This is a genomic window from Variovorax sp. ZS18.2.2 (genome assembly GCF_024701975.1).
Lineage (GTDB): Bacteria > Pseudomonadota > Gammaproteobacteria > Burkholderiales > Burkholderiaceae_C > Variovorax.
Genome location: NZ_JANLNM010000004.1, coordinates 339587 through 354560 on the forward strand (window position 1 = coordinate 339587; position 14974 = coordinate 354560).

The window sequence follows — 14974 nt, forward strand, 5'->3', positions numbered from 1 at the left end:
GTGGACACCGATCCCATACGGAATAACGGCTTCAGGCGATTTCGCTGGCTTCCGTCCACACCTTGTTGAAAAAGGATTCTCGAGTTCTTTCGAAGACGAGGCTCGAATGCAGTCCGATGGCCGACTCGATCTGCGTCGTCTTGCCGAAGTCGGTGCTGGAAACCCAAACCGTGTCCGGCGCCACGAGCACCGCCTTGGCATTGGTGTTGCGATGCAGTGCGATGCGTACATCGGGGAAGCGGAGCTTGAGCATCCTCGCCTCCTTGTGTGCATCGGTGTTGGCAATGATGAAGATGTCCCGCGGGCGCTTTCCCAATATCTGCGAGATGTAGTCCGGGTCTGGAAGTGATCCGGTCATGATCAGAATGGGACCGACGACGCGCGCGATGTGGGACAGGCGCCTGCTCCAGCTGTTGGCGCTAATGGACATCTTCGCGTCTTCACAGGAGAACGCGAACCCGAAACTATCGTCACTGAAAACCATGGGTGGTGCTTCGAATCCTTGAACGGCCTGCCTCCTCCAATCCGCCGCGTGTTTTCAGACGACGGACACAGCAGCAGCAACAGCCGCAGACCTGCCGCCGCCCGGAAACACCGGCGGCGTCTTGACGATCGAGGTCAGCGCGGGATCGGCCACGCGCAGCGCGGCCAGATCGGGCCGCGGGCGGCGCAGTTGCGCATGGGCCGAGAAGGCTTCTTCCATCGCCCGCGCCGCGCCCAGCACCTGGTGGTCGGCCCGAAAGCCGCCCACCACCTGCAAGCCGAACGGCATGCCGGCGTGGTCGAGCCCAGAGGGCAGTGAAATGGCCGGATGCGTGGTCAGCGTGACCACATAGGTCAGCGCCAGCCAGCGGTAGTAGTTGGCCTGCTGCTCGCCGTTGATATGGCCGGCGTACAGCTGCGTCCATGGAAAGGGCGACACCGGCGTGGTGGGCGACAGCACAAGGTCGTAGTCGGCGAAGGTCGCCTGAAAACGCTTGATGAGCCGCGTCTGCTCGGCCTGCGCCCAGGCGCTGTCGAGCAGGCTCATGCGTGCGCCCATCTCGTAGTTCGCGCGCGGGTTGGGTCCCAGGCTGTCGGGGTTGCGTTCGTAGGCCGTCTGCATGCCTGCCACGAAGGCTTCCGCGCGCAGCACGTCGAAGCAGCGGTGCGCCTCGCCCATCTCGAACTCGACCTTGTCGCAGCGGCGAAACAGGTGCCGCATGGCCCCGATCTTCTGGCGGAAGGTGGCGCGGATGCCGTCGTCCACGGCACAGGTGCCGAAGTCTTCGGTCCACGCCACGCGCAGGCCGGCGAGGTCGACCTGCGCGTGCGCCAGGAAGGACATGGGATCGAGCGGATAACTCAGCGGGTCGCCCGCGTGCATGCCGGCGGAGGCGGCCAACTGCAGGCAGGCGTCTTCCACGGTACGGCCCATGGGGCCGACGACCGAGATGGGCGTCCAGCCCAGGGGCTTGCGCACGCTGGGCACGATGCCCGGCGATGGCCGGAAACCCACCACGCCGCACTTGGCCGCCGGAATGCGGAGCGACCCGCCGGTGTCGGAGCCGGTGCACACCGGGAGCATGTCGCAGGCCAGCGCGGCCGCCGAGCCGCCGGAGGAGCCGCCGGCATTCAGGTCCGGATTGAAGGGGTTGCCCGTGGCGCCCCACACGTCGTTGCGCGAGTTGGCGCCCGCGCCCATCTCGGGCACGTTGGTCTTGCCCGCCACGATGGCGCCCGCGCGGCGCAGGCGCGCCACCAGCTCGATGTCTTCCGTGGGCACGTGGTCGCGGTAGATCGCGGAGCCCCAGGTCGTGAGCAGGCCTTCGGTGGGCTCGAGGTCCTTGACGCCCAGCGGCAGGCCGTGCAGCAGGCCGAGCGTGTCGCCGCGCATCACGGCGCGTTCCGCCGCCGCGGCTTCGGTGCGCGCGCGCTCGAAACAGGTGGCGGTCACCGCGTTGACGAACGGGTTCACACGCTCGATTCGCGCGATGCACGCTTCCAGGAGATCGACGGGCGAGATGACTTTGCTGCCGATGAGGCGGCGCAACTCGACGGCGGATTTCTCGACGAGCTCCGAGCCGGCGACGTGGGATGTGCTGTTCGGGTTCATCAGTCGGCGGTGATGTTCGCGCGCGCCGCAACGGCGCGCATCAGGGGCAGTTCCCGGTTGATGAGTTCGCTCGCCGCGGCGGCGTTGCTGAAGCCCGGCTCCAGTCCCTGGCTCAGCAGCTTGGCGCGCGTGTCGGGGTCGGCGATGGTCGCGGCCAGCGCCTTCTCGAGCCTGGCCTTCACGTCGGCGGGCACGCCCTTCGGGGCAGCGATCATCAGCCACGAATCCATGTCGACGCCGGCGTAGCCGCTCTCCGCGAACGTGGGCACATCGGGCAGCAGTGCCGAGCGCCTTGCCGTGGTCAGCGCAATGGCCTTGATCTTGCCGTTCTTGAGCTGGGGGATCGCGGCGCTGACCGTGTCGATGCTGAAGGGGATCTGGCCGCCCATCAGGTCGGTCATCGCGGGCGCGCTGCCCTTGTAGGGCACGTGCGTCATCTTCAGGCCCGTCGCGTGCAGGATGGTTTCGCCGGCGAACTGCGCGGTGGTGCCGGTGCCGTAGGAGCCGTACGAATACTTGCCCGGCGAGGCCTTCACGTAGTCGACGAACTGCTTGACCGTTTGCACCGGCACCTCGCTGTTCGCCAGCAGGATCAGCGCAACGCGCCCCGCAATGCCGATCGGCTCGAAGCCCTTCACCGGGTCGTAGGGCAGGGTGGGGCGGATCGCCGGGTTGACGGTGAAGGTGGAGCCCGAACTGAGCAGCAGCGTGTAGCCGTCGGGCGCTGCCTTCGACACATAGCTGGCGCCGACCACCGTGCCGGCACCCGCGCGGTTCTCGATGATGACGGGCTGGCCGAGCTCCTTGCCAAGGCGCTGCGCGATCACCCGCCCGTTGACATCCGTCGCACCACCCGGCGGGAAGGGAATGACCAGCGTGACCGGGCGCGTGGGAAAGCCCGCCGCGGTGGCAAGCGCAGCCAGCGGCATCGCGCCAAGGCCGAGGCCGCACAGCAGTGCCATGCGGCGCGTCATGAGCGGGAGATGCTTCATCGTGAACTCCTGGGATTTCGGCGGGGATTCGGCGGGATTGGGGGGAGGGCGGATTCATCCTAGGAGCGCCAAGCAGGTGTCACAAGCGCAATGTTTAGAATTCTTCGTTGCCGAATCGGCAATCGGCGCCATCCACCTGGCTCTGCATCACAGGAGAGATTCATGCAGCTTCGTGCCTTGCAAGAGACCGCGATGCGCTACTTTCTCGAGGTCGTGAAAACCGGCTCGGTGAAGGAGGCCGCGCTCAAGCTCAACGTGGCGCCCTCGGCGGTGAGCCGGCAGGTGGCGCGGCTGGAACGCGACCTGGACACCCTTCTCTTCGAGCGCCATGCGCGCGGCATGGAGCCCAATGCCGCGGGCGAGCTGCTGGCGGCGCATGCCAAGCGGGCGCAGCAGGACATCGAGCGGGTCGCGAACGACATTGCCAGTCTGCGCGGCCTGCGCAGCGGGCATGTGCGCGTCGCGAGCACCGAGGGCTTTGCCTTCGACTTCATCCCCACGCTGATCGCGCACTTCCGCCGCAAGCACGAGGGCATCCGATTCCACCTGGAGGTCTGCTCGCTCGCCGACATTTCCAGGCGGGTGCGCGATGGCGAAGCCGACGTGGGCATCACCCTGAGCGCTGTGCCCGAGCCCGGCATCGGGATCGAACTGCGGCACCCGAGCCCCATCCTGGCCGTGATGGCCAGGGCCCATCCGCTGGCCTCGCAGCGGCAGCTGTCGCTGCGCCAGGTGGTGGCGTATCCGCTGGGGCTGCCGCAGGAAGACAGCTCGATACGCCGTTTGCTCGACGCCAGCTGCACCCGGCAAGGGCTGCGCTATGCAGAGGCCATGTCGAGCAACCATGCGAATGCGTTGCTGAGCTTCGCGGCGGCCGGCGGCGGCATCGCGTTCTATGGCGCGCTGTCGATACGCACGCTGCTGCAGAGCAAGGCGCTGGTCGCCATCCCCTTGAAAGACCGCGAGATGAACGAGCGGCACCTGGAGATCGAGACCATGGCGGGCCGCTCGCTGCCCGATGCGTCAAAGGCCTTCGTGCGGTACTTGGTGGAAGCGGTCAAGGCCAGCGGGTGACGACGACGTCGACATTGGCCGCAGGGCAGTGCCATTCAAGCGATTGCATGAATAAGTGAGAGGCTTGATCTCATTCTTCGCCGCAATAAAGAAAACACCGTGCGAATGGTCCGATTTCAATCGCGGGCAGAGGTGGCGAGAGATGATGAATTAGGTCAACGATTCGTCGCAAACATATAAAAGCACGACGGCTCCTCCTGGCGCTGGAACAGGAGAGATCGTGCGACTGAATGTTTCCCAGCTTCCTTTCGAAACCGCACTGAGCGGTTCGTTTCTCGGCGCCGGCCTTGCGGGCGCCGCGCAGATCGATGACGAGATCGACCCCCTGCGCATCCTGCTCATCGACCACCAGTCGACCCAGTGCAAGTCGTTCAGCGAGGGGTTGGAGAGAAACGGGTTTTCCATCGACATCGCCACCGGCGACAACGCCACGGCGACCGCGGCGCTCGCGGGCGACTACGCACTCATCCTCCTGAATTCGATGCGGCCCGGCCAGGCCGGATTCAGTGCCGTTCAGGCGATCCGGCGCAAGACCGATGCGCCTCTTCTGGTTCTGACCGAACGCGACAGCGTTGCCGCCCGCATCGCGGGTCTGGAGCTGGGGGCGAGCGACTATCTGGTCAAGCCCTTCTCGCTTTCCGACCTGCTTGCGCGGGTCACGGCGTTGGCCCGTCGCCCGCGCGAGCTCCGTCGGCCGGTGTTGCGTCTGGGCGATCTGGAACTCGACGAGCGCACCACGAGGTGCAGCCGCGAGGGCGTGGAACTCGATCTGACCCGGATGGAGTTTGCGTTGCTGCTGGTGCTGCTTCGCAGCCAGGGCGAAGTGCTCTCGCGGCAACAGCTCTCGCTGCGCGTATGGAACAGGGAATTCGACGGCAAGAACAACGCCGTCGACGTGGCCGTGCTGCGCCTGCGCAGCAAGCTCGACGCACCGTTCGAAACGAAGCTGTTGCATTCCGTGCGGGGCGAGGGGTACGTTCTTGAAGAGCGTCCTGGCGCTTGATCGCGCATGTCGAGTGCAGCGAATGAGTGAGCGGCAGAACCTGTTCATCGCGTTGTACGACCGTGACGGCGTGCGCAGTGCCGCGCTCAAGAGCCGGCTGAGTTCGATGGGACACCGAGCCATCGTATTCACCCGCATGGATAACTTTCTGGAAGTCCTGGAAGAGCACCAACGATTCGATCTGCTTCTGGCACCTTTGCAGGACGGTCTGCCCCGGAAGGTTCTTTCCGCCGGTGGAGATGCGCTGGGCATGCCGGCGCTCCTTCTCGTCGAGGGAACGCAGTGGGGGCAACTGCTGCTTCGCAACGAAGACGCCGAGGCGCGCGATGCCATCGAATTCGACGTCTTGCGAACGACCAACGAAGAATTGGATTGGCGCATGCGCACGCTGCTCGCGCGAACGAGAAAAAATTCGGCGCAATCTGCCCAGGCTTCGGAGCTGGCCTGGGGCGACTACCGGTTCATCGAGCGCCATCGCATCGTGCTGCATCGGGAGCGCGAGATCTTTCTGCAGCCGCGCCAGTTCGACTTTGCGCTGGAACTGTTCCGCAACATGGACTGTGTGGTGACGCGAGACTGGCTCTGGAATGTGCTGTGGAGGTCCACGTCCCAGCGCAGTTCGCGGGGGTTCGATGTCTGCGCCACCAACGTGCGAAGAAAGCTTGCGCTGCACGAAGAGAACGGCTTCGTGCTGAAGGCTGTGTATGGACAGGGCTATCTGCTGTCGAGGTGCCCTGCCATGCATGACGAGGTTTGCGAGCCCGGCTCCTGTTGAGCGGTCGGCACGCGCGAGCGCGACCGGGCAACGTCTTTGAGTGGCGCGTTCAGTCCGGCAGGCTCCGGCCCGGTTCGGCATCCATGCGCAGAACGGCTTCATGCATCAGTCCGCGCAGCCAGATCAGCCCCGGGTCCCGGGTGCGGTGCCTGTGCCACTGCTGCATCTGCGCCATGGCGGACATCGGCGTGGGAAGCGCGAACAGCGTGACCGGCAGCGACTTGCGGGCGATGCGGGCGAGCCTGGCGTGCATGGTGGCAATGCGTTCGGTGCCCACGACCAGATACGCAGCGCTCGCGAAGCTGAAGGTCGTGACCTCGATGCGCTCTGCCTTGAGGTAGCGCTGTTTGAACCAGGCCTCGAGGGTCGGCTTGTCCATGGCCGGAGGCTGCACGGCAACATGGCCGGCTGCTTCGTATTGCCCGCGCGTCAGTTCACCGGATTGCGCAAAGCGGCTGCTGTTGCACACCACGCAGCAAAACTCTTCCTCGAACAGCATCTCGGTGGGATGGTCCTGCAAGGCGTAGGTGCGCGGGATCACCATGAGATCCGCCTCGCCGTTCTCCAGTGCACGCTGGGGCCGGTCCAGCAACGGCACCAGGTCGAACCGCACGGTGCGCGATTGGCTCTCGGCCAGTGCGAGCACGTGGGGTATCAGGATGGCCGCCGTGTAGTCGGAGACGATCAACTGGAATTTGCGATCCGACGCCGACGGATCGAACTGCGGAGGCGTTGCAATGGCAGTGTCCACACACGCGAGGACCTCGCGCACGGCTTCCTTCAATACTTCGGCCCGACCGGTGAGTTCCAGCTTGCGCCCCACGGGTACCAACAGGTCGTCGTCGAAGTAAGCCCGCAGCCGCGCGAGCGCGCTGCTCATCGCGGACTGGCTCAGGTGCAGTTGCTCCGCTGCCCGGCTGATGCTGCGCTCCCGCAGGAGCGCATCCAGGGCGACCAGCAGATTCAGGTCCAGGTTCTGGAATCGCATGATTTTTCTTCTCCTCCTGGATCAGATGACGGACCTCTCCTTCGCATCGGCGCAGATGTAGTGCACCACTCGTCGCTGCGGTACGGTACGCAAGCCGCCGGGCGGTGCGTTCAACCCGGCAAGTCCTGGTCGGGTCCGGTATCCATGCGCACAACGGCTTCATGCATCAACCCGCGCAGCCAGATCAGCCCCGGGTCCCGGGTGCGGTGCCTGTGCCACTGCTGCACCTGCTGCATGCGCAGCGGCGGCGTGGGCAGTGCGAACAGCGTGACCGGCAGCGACTTGCGGGCGATGCGGGCAAGCCTGGCATGCATGATCGCAATACGCTCGGTGCCCGCGACAAGATAGGGCGCACTCACGAAGCTGAAGGTCGTGACCTCGATGCGCTCTGCCTTGACGTAGCGCTCCTTGAACCAGTTCTCCAGGGTCGGCTTGTCCATGGCCGGAGGCTGCACCGCGACATGGCCGGCCGCTGTGTATTGCTCGAGCGTCAGTTCACCGGATCGCGCAAAGCGGCTGCTGTTGCAGACCACGCAGCAGAGCTCGTCCTCGTACAGCATCTCGGTAGGGTGGTCCGGCAAGGCGTAGGGGCGAGAGATGACCATGAGGTCTGCATCGCCGCTCTCCAGGGCGCGCTGGGGCCGGCCCGGCACCGGTATCAGGTCGAAGCGCAGGGTGCGGGATTGCTTCTCGGCCAGCGCGAGTACGTGGGGTATCAGGGTTGCCGCGGTGTAGTCGGAGACGGCCAGCTGGAACCGGCGATCCGACGCCGACGGATCGAACTGCGGAGGCGTTGCAATGGTGGTGTCCACGCGCATGAGGATGTCGCGCACGGCTTCCTTCAACACCTCGGCCCGGCTGGTGAGTTCCAGTTTGCGGCCTACGGGTACCAACAGATCGTCTTCGAAATAAGTCCGAAGCCGCGCCAGCGAACTGCTCATTGCGGACTGGCTCAGATGCATCTGTTCGGCTGCTCGGCTGATGCTGCGCTCCCGCAGGAGTGCGTCCAGGGCCACCAGCAGGTTCAGGTCCAGCTTTTGGAATCGCATGGTCTTCCTCCTGGTGGATCGATACACCATCCCCGTTGTCCCGGTTCGGCTGCCGCGGTGCCCCCCGATCGATTTTCAGGTATCTCCAGCATCGATACGAGGTATCGAACGAAACAGTTTTGCGTATACATCCCGCGCTCCTATGCTTCGCCACTTTGTTGCATTACCGTTTGTTTCATCTTCTCTTGCATACCGTTTTTCTCCTAACTCGCTCTGTCCGTCAATTCATCGCTGGCAAGCCCTCCCCGTTCTCGCCAGGCGATCAGGTGCCAGGCGGCGTCGACTCTCCAGATCCAGAGCCTCCTTGTCCCGGTTGAGCCCGGCGCCGTATCCGACTGAGCTCGCTCCGATGGCTGCCGCAGGGTGCGACCGCGCCTGTGTCGCGAAGCCATCCAAAAGGTAATTTCATTGCAGGAAGAACAACGACAAGTGATCGCTCGCCCCATGCATCTCGAAGGCAACGCATGCCCAGGCTGAGGCTTGGCTTGTTCGGATTGCCGGCCGTCGAAATCGTGGTCGTTCAGACGATCGTTCGGCTGTCCGCACAGAACGCTTCATTCCCGTGGAAGCTGGTCGACGCGCCGCCGTTCGACGCGCTGCTCGTCGACGGAACCTTGATCGAAGACCGTCTGGCCGAGGTCGAACAAATGGCGCCCGTTGTGCTGACTGTGAGCCGCATGCATTCGGAGGGCATGGCGAACACGCTGGAGCGTCCGATTCGCGCCGAGAAGCTCCAGCAATGGCTGTTGAACACAGGCCGGGAACTCCTCGAAGCGCGGCGATGGACGCGCCCGGCAATGCTGGAGTCGGCGATGTCGCAGGAGCTTCTCGATTCGGCTCGCTTCACGTTGCGCCGCTGGCCTCCGGTCGCCCTGATGGGGCGCAACGAGGACAACGACAGGATGGCCAATCTGCTCTGGCGGCGCGAACTGAGCGCGAGCGAGTTGGCCGATCGCTGCAGGCAACCGGTTTCGCGGTGCGTGGGTTTCCTGCAGGCATTGCGCAGCGCAGGCGTGCTGGATGTGCATGCATCTCCTCCTGCAAGAAATGCTCGGCCCCAACCCTTCTGATTCATATGCGCGCTTTCCCCGATGCGGTTGCCTTGCGCACCCCCCAAACATTGGATGACCTGCTCCTCTACCGGATATGGTGTGCAGCATGCGCGAGCAACGGCATGGTGACCCGCATGATCGAAGGCGGTTTCGGCATCACGCGCCGCGAGCTGGGAATGATCGGCGTGCTCGAGGAACTGGGGGAGATACCCGCCTCCAAGTTCGCGGAGCGCCTTCATCTGGACCGTGCGAGCGCCTCGCTGGCGCTGCGCAGTCTTACCGAAAAGAAGCTGGTGGAGCGGCGGCAGGACGCCGGGGACGGCCGCATCGTGCATGTGCGCCTGAGCCCTTCGGGCCAGCAGCTCTTCGACGATCTGTTTCCCCGCCTCTCGCGCCTGAACGTCGATCTCCTCGATGGCATCGATGCCACGCAACTCGAGGTTTTTCTCGATTGCCTGGAAGACCTCGAATTGCGTGGAAGCGAACTGAACGCACAGACTGCCAACCCCTGAAAAAATCCGGCCGGCGATGCGATGCAGGCCTTCGGCGCCATGGGCCTGAGCCATGACACGCTGCTGGCGCGTCAGGCCTGAACCAGCGCCGCAATTTCCGTCGGACCGAGTGCGCCGCTGTAGAGGCGCAGATCGTCCACGCGTCCCTGCAGATCGGGATCGTTGGAGAACTGCGAACGGCCGAGCCAATTCTGCGTCGTCTCGCCCAGGTCGAAGGGCGCGAGCGTCATCTGTGCATTGGTGCCCACGACGGCGCCGTCCACGTACAGCGTGCCGAGCGTGCCGGACAAGGTCACGGCGACATGCACCCAGCGGCCGGTCGGAAGTGGCGCCGTGCCATTGATCACCTGCTCGTTGTAGCCGTGGACCGTGGAGATCGCATAGCGCACCGCGCCGGCGTTGCTGCGCGGCGTGAGCATCATGTAGCGGCGCGGGCCGGAGCCGAAGTCGAAGACGCGCGACCACGTCGCGGCGCTGTCCAGGAACACGCGGGCCGCGACCGTGAAGTCCGCGACGTTCTTCGCCAGGCCGGCCGAAAGGCTGACGGGAGCAGTCGTGCTGCTGTCGGCCTTCCACTGCAGCAGCAGTTCGGGCTGCATGGCCACTCGTGCTTCGCCGGACGGGGCACTCGCGCCCGACGCGGTGGCAGCGACGATCACGTAGTAGTAAATGCCCGTCGCGCGGACCGAGGTGTCGGTGAAGGTGAGCACGTCGGCGATGCCCGAGGCGATCTCCGCGTAGGGACCCCCTGCCTGCTCCGCGCGCTGCACCGAATAGCTCAGCGCACCGGTGCAGCCCCACCACGACAACGCCACCTGCGCGCCGCGCAACCGCGCCGTGAGCCCGCTGGGTCGCACGGCTGCCGGCAGCGGATCGCGCGTGAAGGTCAGCGTGCCGAAGCCCAGCTGGTCGCCGCCGCTGCCATCCCCCTCGGGGTGCATCTGCGCGACTTGCAGGGCGGTGTAGGGCGTCGCGATTCCCAGGCGATTCGCGTAGTGGTTGTGCACGCTCTCCCAGACGGGCCGCCGGCTTCCCTGGCTGCCCGTCGACAGCACGGACTGCGTGCCCTGCCTGTTGACGTTGGTGAAGTACGGCACCGTGTAGAAGACGTCGGAGCCATCGCGAAGATTGGACTTGGCCACGTACTCGGCGCCGGCCAGGAAGCGGTTGTTCTCGTAGCCGTAGATGTCGTCGCCCTGGTTCCACGCCATCTCGCAGAACGCCCCGGCTAGGCCGATGCCGAGCGTGCAGTGCCCCTGGTCGCGGCCGCTCTCCTGCCATTGGCCGAGATAGCCCGGATGCACGTGATAGACGGCCTGCAGGCCCGCGCCGTTGCCCTGGCCGGTCTTGTAGTAGCTGATGGCTTCGTCGTAGATGTCCAGCCGGTCGCAGAGCACGCCGATGGCCAGCATCGAGGCCATGGTGCACTGGTCCCAGTTGGCCCAGTAATTGGTGATGCCGGTGGCGTTGGTGCCGTTGTGGTCGGTGAGGAAGCTGTGGTTGAGCGGGTAGAAAACCGTGAGCATCATGTTCTGGAAGCGCGCGAAGTCTTCCGCCGCCCAGCCGTCGTAGGTGCGCATGATCTCGGCCGCATTCGCGAACTGGTAGCCATAGATGCCCGCTGCGAGGAAACGGTCCGCATTGCCCGTGACCGTTGTGAGCGTGGAGGACCAGGTGTTCAGGAACACGACCGCGAGATCGGCATAGCGCTTGTCCTGCGAGACCTTCCAGCGCAGCGCCAACTGGTAGGCGCGCGCGATGTCGATGTACATCTGCGCAAAGTTCTGGCCGTCGCCACCGCGGATCACCGTGGCCAGCGGACGCGGTTTGGCGCCGAGTTGCGCACGGCCGTTGCCTGTCAATGCGTTCCAGCCGTCGAGCCAGGGTTGCGCCTGGTCCTTGACCTTCTGGCGCATGCGCTCGAAGTCGCTCTCCGTGTGAAGAAGGCCGGGGTGGGCGAACTTGCGCGGCTGGGGGGGAGACGGCGGGGGCGGGGCCACCGCGGGGTCGCCAGGTTCGCTGGAAGGATCGACTGCCGCGGGAGTGGCCGGTGGCGCGGCCCCCACAAAAGCCCCCCCGCCGGTGAAGCTGCCGCCGCTCCCTCCGCAAGCAGTTGCGCCCAGAGTGGCGAGACTGATCGCGCTGAGGCAAAAGATGCGGCGGTCCAGGGGCGCGTTGTTCTTGTTGTCGGATGAATGCATTGAGAAAAGGAATGTGTGAGGAGTTTCGACAGCAACATGCGCGCCGTGCTTTTGGGTATCTGTCGATTGCGCAGATCTATAAGGAGAAACGGTGCATGAAGAACGCTCGAGCCTGACAAGGCGTGTCCTGCGTCTGACGTTTCGCGGCACATGGCACTTTCGACGGGCCGTGAAATGTCAGCCGGTGCCGGACCCGAGGAGCCATCAGGCTGCCCGCCCACTCCCGCAGCAGTGCGTTGCAACCGCTTGCGTCGAGAACCTGCATGCGTGCGTGCGTTGTTCTTCTCAGATCGAATGGCCGAGCACCATGGCGACGCCGGCCTGCTTGTTCGGCCGAACAAAACTGTCGCGTGTCAGGCGCCCCATCTTGATGGTGAGCGTGCTGGTGTTGAACCACTTGTCATAGAGCTTGTTGATCTCGCCACTCGCATACAACTGCGCGAGGCTCCGGTCGACAGCGGCGAGCAACGCAGTGTCGCCCTTGCGCACCATCACGGCGTACGGCTCGACCGACAGCGCAAGCCTGCTCAGGCCGAGCGTATCCATCCCCTTGTCGTTGGACACGAGGCCTTGCAGCAGCGAGTCGTCCTGCGCAAACGCGCGCACCTTGCCTTCCTTCAGGGCTTTGTAGGCCTCGCCGTTGTTGTCGTAGGTGGTGAACTTCGCGTCGCGCAGTTCACCCTCGGCGAGTTGCCTGAAAAGCTTCTCCGAGGTCGAACCCCTGGTCAGCGCAACCGGCTGTTTCTGCAGATCCTTCACCGTCTCCACATGAAGGCTGTTGCTCGTCAGCACGCGCATCGCAGCGACGAAGAAGGTGTAGCTGAAGTCCACCTTCTCCTGGCGCGCCATCGTATTGGTCGTCGAGCCGCACTCGAGGTCGATCTCGCCGGCGAGCAGTTTCGGAATGCGCTCCGCGCCGGCCACGAACTTGTACTGAACCTTGATGTCGGGAAGCTTGAGCTCGCGCTTGATCTCCTCGACCGCGTTCATGCACAGGTCCACCGAATAGCCCGCGGGCTGCTTCTGCGCATTGACGAAAGAAAAGGGCGGCACGGCTTCGCGCACGCCGAGCACGATCGTGCGTGTTTCGCGGATCTTGCTCATCGTATCGACGGCGGCCTGCGCCTGCAGTGCCGCCAGCGCGAGGGAAAAAGGAATCAGCGTGGCGCGCAGCAGATGCGCGGAAAAGGGGAACATGAGGTACGGCTCCAAGGGCTGTTTGAATTTCGATGTCGATCACACGCCATTGCCGCTTCGCCAACCTTCAGGCGTCGGTTCATCCGCTGCGCTTCTTCGCCCTTGAAAAAGATTCGAATCTCTCAAAGCAGGCACATGAGTCGTACAGAAAAATAAGCGCCCATTGTTTGGAGCAACGTGTACTTTTCACTAGCAATAAAAATGGAAATCAGACACTCAGTTTTCCGTGCAATCGGCAAGGGCGCTGAGTGTCTAACGCAGAAGTCGCCGTTCAGCCTTCACGTCATTCCCATGAAAAATGAGTGGCTGCATCTCATTCGGCCACCTAGTCGAAAGCACGGTCACCTCAAACAATCGTCATCCTCGGTTTCTTCATGAAACGGGGCACGGGTGGTCTGCTTGTGGCTCTGCGGTCAGCCGACCGCAGGTCAGAGGTCCTGCGCCACCGAACCGGGCGTTGAAGCCGGCGGTGAATCAACGTCAAGAGCGGTCCTTTCGGCGGGCCCACGATTGCTTTCGATGTTGAGGTCGGACCTTGGTCATCGACAGATCCCCAGAAACGAAGTACGCACCGCGCGTCGCGCGCAGCGGCTGGTTGTCTTTCAATCTCAAAAAATCCATATCCATGAACATGCCTACCCGACGATGCGTTTCCGTGCTGATGCTTTCGGCGTTCTTGTCCAGCTGCGGTGGCGGTGGCGGCGGTAGTCAAGGTGGTGGCTTCGCCGGCCTGCTCGGCCTGGGCAGCAGCAGTGGGAGCCAAGGCGGCGATAGCCAAAGCGGCGGTGACACAGGTGACGCAGGTGGCACCGACGGCGGCGCTTCGCCCGTCGCAGCGACCACCGCATTGGTGACCAAGCTCGGCAAGCCCGCCCGGGTGCTGGTCGGACTGGGCTCGGGCAGCATCGATCAGATGAAGAGCCAGGACATTCACCCGGACATCGTGGACACCTACCTCGTAGGCGTCGGCCCGACGTCCTGGCCCAGTTGGAATAGCCCCGAAGGGGCATACCTCACGTTCACCGCGCAGGCCATCCAGGCCTACGGCGCGATTCCCATGTACACGCTCTACCAGATGACGGCGAATGGCGAGGGCAATCTGGGCGGCATCAACGACCCGGCGTTCATGAATAAATACTGGGCGCAGGTCCGGCTCATGTACCAGCTCATTGCAAACCTCGGTGGCCCCGTTCTGATCAACCTGGAGCCGGACTTCTGGGGCTTCGTTGCCTCGCAGGCGCCCGGTCGCGATGCGACGCGGCTGCCGGCCTCCGTGAACAACCAGCCCGAATGTGCCGGGTTGCCGAACACCGCCGCGGGCCTGGGCCAATGTCTCGTGCAGATGGGCAGGCAGATCGCGCCCAAGGCGCTGGTGGGATTCCCGCCCGCCTTCTGGAGCGGCACCCCCGCCGAAATCGGCGCGCAGATGCGGGCGGTCGGGGCCGACAGGGCGGACTTCATCGTTGCCCAGACCAGCGACCGCGACGCGGGCTGCAGGGAAGTCGCATCGCCTCCTGACGAATGCACGGGACGAAGCGGTCCGTTCTATTGGGACGCAAGCAACAAGACCAGCCCGAACTTCCACGAGTCGCAGAGCCAGATTTCGGACTATCGCGCGGCGCTGGGCAATGGCCTCCCGATCCTGTGGTGGCAGACCCCGATGGGCGTGCCGTCCGACACGCCCGGCGGCACCGACCAGCACTACCGCAACAACCATGTCGACTACATGCTGCGCAACGCGCAGGAGTACGGCGACACCCACACGTTCGCGATCGTCTTCAGCCCGGGTGGGAGCCACCAGACCTCGATTGCCACCGATGGCGGTCAGTTTGCCCGCCTCTCGGGCCAGTACCTCGCACGAGGCGGTGCGGCCTTGAAGTAGCGATCGGCCATCGGAATTGCACTTGCCGATTCAAATACCGGGATCCGGTCAGGAGTGCGTCAGCATCAAATCATTGCCTTCCGTAATTCCGCGTATATGGAAAATGGATTGCGTGCAATTTCAGATTAATTGCGCGCAAATACGCGGTTTTACG

13 protein-coding genes are annotated in these 14974 nt (G+C 64.3%); 6 read left to right on the top strand and 7 right to left on the bottom strand.

All coding sequences use genetic code 11. The features are described 5' to 3' along the window. Positions 1-31: 31 nt before the first annotated feature. The 3 genes from NU688_RS18455 to NU688_RS18465 are packed head-to-tail and all read right to left on the bottom strand — an operon-like array spanning position 32 to position 3087. Positions 32-484 carry a hypothetical protein gene (locus NU688_RS18455; protein WP_257862241.1) on the bottom strand — a complete coding sequence of 151 codons (453 nt, stop codon included), beginning with the start codon at positions 482-484 and terminating at the stop codon, positions 32-34. 54 nt (positions 485-538) lie between these two features. Continuing rightward, complete coding sequence (locus NU688_RS18460) at positions 539-2095, bottom strand: amidase (protein WP_257862242.1); 1557 nt, start codon at positions 2093-2095, stop codon at positions 539-541. Next, positions 2095-3087: a tripartite tricarboxylate transporter substrate binding protein gene (locus tag NU688_RS18465; protein ID WP_257862243.1), complete on the bottom strand. Its 993-nt coding sequence runs from the start codon at positions 3085-3087 to the stop codon at positions 2095-2097. Before NU688_RS18465 ends, NU688_RS18460 begins: the two co-directional genes overlap by 1 nt. A gap of 162 nt (positions 3088-3249) precedes the next feature. Here NU688_RS18465 and NU688_RS18470 point away from each other — a divergent pair, with 162 nt between their 5' ends. The 3 genes from NU688_RS18470 to NU688_RS18480 all read left to right on the top strand — a co-directional run bounded on the left by NU688_RS18470 (position 3250) and on the right by NU688_RS18480 (position 5939). After that, positions 3250-4161, top strand: a complete 912-nt coding sequence (locus NU688_RS18470) for a LysR family transcriptional regulator (RefSeq protein WP_257862244.1) — start codon at positions 3250-3252, stop codon at positions 4159-4161. A 220-nt stretch (positions 4162-4381) separates the two neighbouring features. Beyond that, entirely contained in the window at positions 4382-5164 is a 783-nt protein-coding gene (locus tag NU688_RS18475; RefSeq protein WP_257862245.1) for a response regulator transcription factor, read from the top strand. Further along, positions 5142-5939 (top strand): winged helix-turn-helix domain-containing protein, encoded by a 798-nt coding sequence (locus tag NU688_RS18480; protein WP_257862246.1) that lies wholly within the window; start codon positions 5142-5144, stop codon positions 5937-5939. Before NU688_RS18475 ends, NU688_RS18480 begins: the two co-directional genes overlap by 23 nt. A 49-nt stretch (positions 5940-5988) precedes the next feature. On the opposite strand, the gene NU688_RS18485 is transcribed toward NU688_RS18480, so the two are convergent. Together NU688_RS18485 and NU688_RS18490 are read right to left on the bottom strand one after the other, a co-directional pair. Continuing rightward, the gene (locus NU688_RS18485; RefSeq protein WP_257862247.1) at positions 5989-6927 is read right to left on the bottom strand and encodes a LysR family transcriptional regulator; all 939 of its coding nucleotides are present in this window, start codon (positions 6925-6927) and stop codon (positions 5989-5991) included. A gap of 110 nt (positions 6928-7037) precedes the next feature. Further along, positions 7038-7976, bottom strand: coding sequence for a LysR family transcriptional regulator (locus NU688_RS18490; protein WP_257862248.1), 939 nt, complete (start codon positions 7974-7976; stop codon positions 7038-7040). A 464-nt stretch (positions 7977-8440) separates the two neighbouring features. Here NU688_RS18490 and NU688_RS18495 point away from each other — a divergent pair, with 464 nt between their 5' ends. Both NU688_RS18495 and NU688_RS18500 read left to right on the top strand, forming a co-directional pair. Then, positions 8441-9046, top strand: a complete 606-nt coding sequence (locus NU688_RS18495) for a hypothetical protein (protein ID WP_257862249.1) — start codon at positions 8441-8443, stop codon at positions 9044-9046. Between the two features lie 104 nt (positions 9047-9150). Continuing rightward, complete coding sequence (locus NU688_RS18500; RefSeq protein WP_257862250.1) at positions 9151-9540, top strand: MarR family winged helix-turn-helix transcriptional regulator; 390 nt, start codon at positions 9151-9153, stop codon at positions 9538-9540. 71 nt (positions 9541-9611) lie between these two features. Here NU688_RS18500 and NU688_RS18505 read toward each other — a convergent pair whose 3' ends face one another. Further along, a complete protein-coding gene (locus tag NU688_RS18505) occupies positions 9612-11741 on the bottom strand; it encodes a LamG-like jellyroll fold domain-containing protein (protein WP_257862251.1) in 2130 nt (709 codons plus the stop codon). Positions 11742-12026: 285 nt separating this feature from the next. Then, the gene (locus NU688_RS18510; RefSeq protein WP_257862252.1) at positions 12027-12938 is read right to left on the bottom strand and encodes an amino acid ABC transporter substrate-binding protein; all 912 of its coding nucleotides are present in this window, start codon (positions 12936-12938) and stop codon (positions 12027-12029) included. Positions 12939-13569: 631 nt separating this feature from the next. On the opposite strand from NU688_RS18510, the gene NU688_RS18515 reads away from it, so the two are divergent. Then, entirely contained in the window at positions 13570-14820 is a 1251-nt protein-coding gene (locus tag NU688_RS18515; protein ID WP_257862253.1) for a hypothetical protein, read from the top strand. The last annotated feature ends 154 nt before the right edge of the window (positions 14821-14974 follow it).

Excerpts from the sequence above, each read along its gene's own strand:
- NU688_RS18455 (WP_257862241.1), bottom strand. The coding sequence starts at position 484 with ATGGTTTTCAGTGACGATAGTTTCGGGTTCGCGTTCTCCTGTGAAGAC.
- NU688_RS18460 (WP_257862242.1), bottom strand. The coding sequence starts at position 2,095 with ATGAACCCGAACAGCACATCCCACGTCGCCGGCTCGGAGCTCGTCGAG.
- NU688_RS18465 (WP_257862243.1), bottom strand. The coding sequence starts at position 3,087 with ATGAAGCATCTCCCGCTCATGACGCGCCGCATGGCACTGCTGTGCGGC.
- NU688_RS18470 (WP_257862244.1), top strand. The coding sequence starts at position 3,250 with ATGCAGCTTCGTGCCTTGCAAGAGACCGCGATGCGCTACTTTCTCGAG.
- NU688_RS18485 (WP_257862247.1), bottom strand. The coding sequence starts at position 6,927 with ATGCGATTCCAGAACCTGGACCTGAATCTGCTGGTCGCCCTGGATGCG.
- NU688_RS18490 (WP_257862248.1), bottom strand. The coding sequence starts at position 7,976 with ATGCGATTCCAAAAGCTGGACCTGAACCTGCTGGTGGCCCTGGACGCA.
- NU688_RS18495 (WP_257862249.1), top strand. The coding sequence starts at position 8,441 with ATGCCCAGGCTGAGGCTTGGCTTGTTCGGATTGCCGGCCGTCGAAATC.
- NU688_RS18500 (WP_257862250.1), top strand. The coding sequence starts at position 9,151 with ATGGTGACCCGCATGATCGAAGGCGGTTTCGGCATCACGCGCCGCGAG.
- NU688_RS18505 (WP_257862251.1), bottom strand. The coding sequence starts at position 11,741 with ATGCATTCATCCGACAACAAGAACAACGCGCCCCTGGACCGCCGCATC.
- NU688_RS18510 (WP_257862252.1), bottom strand. The coding sequence starts at position 12,938 with ATGTTCCCCTTTTCCGCGCATCTGCTGCGCGCCACGCTGATTCCTTTT.
- NU688_RS18515 (WP_257862253.1), top strand. The coding sequence starts at position 13,570 with ATGCCTACCCGACGATGCGTTTCCGTGCTGATGCTTTCGGCGTTCTTG.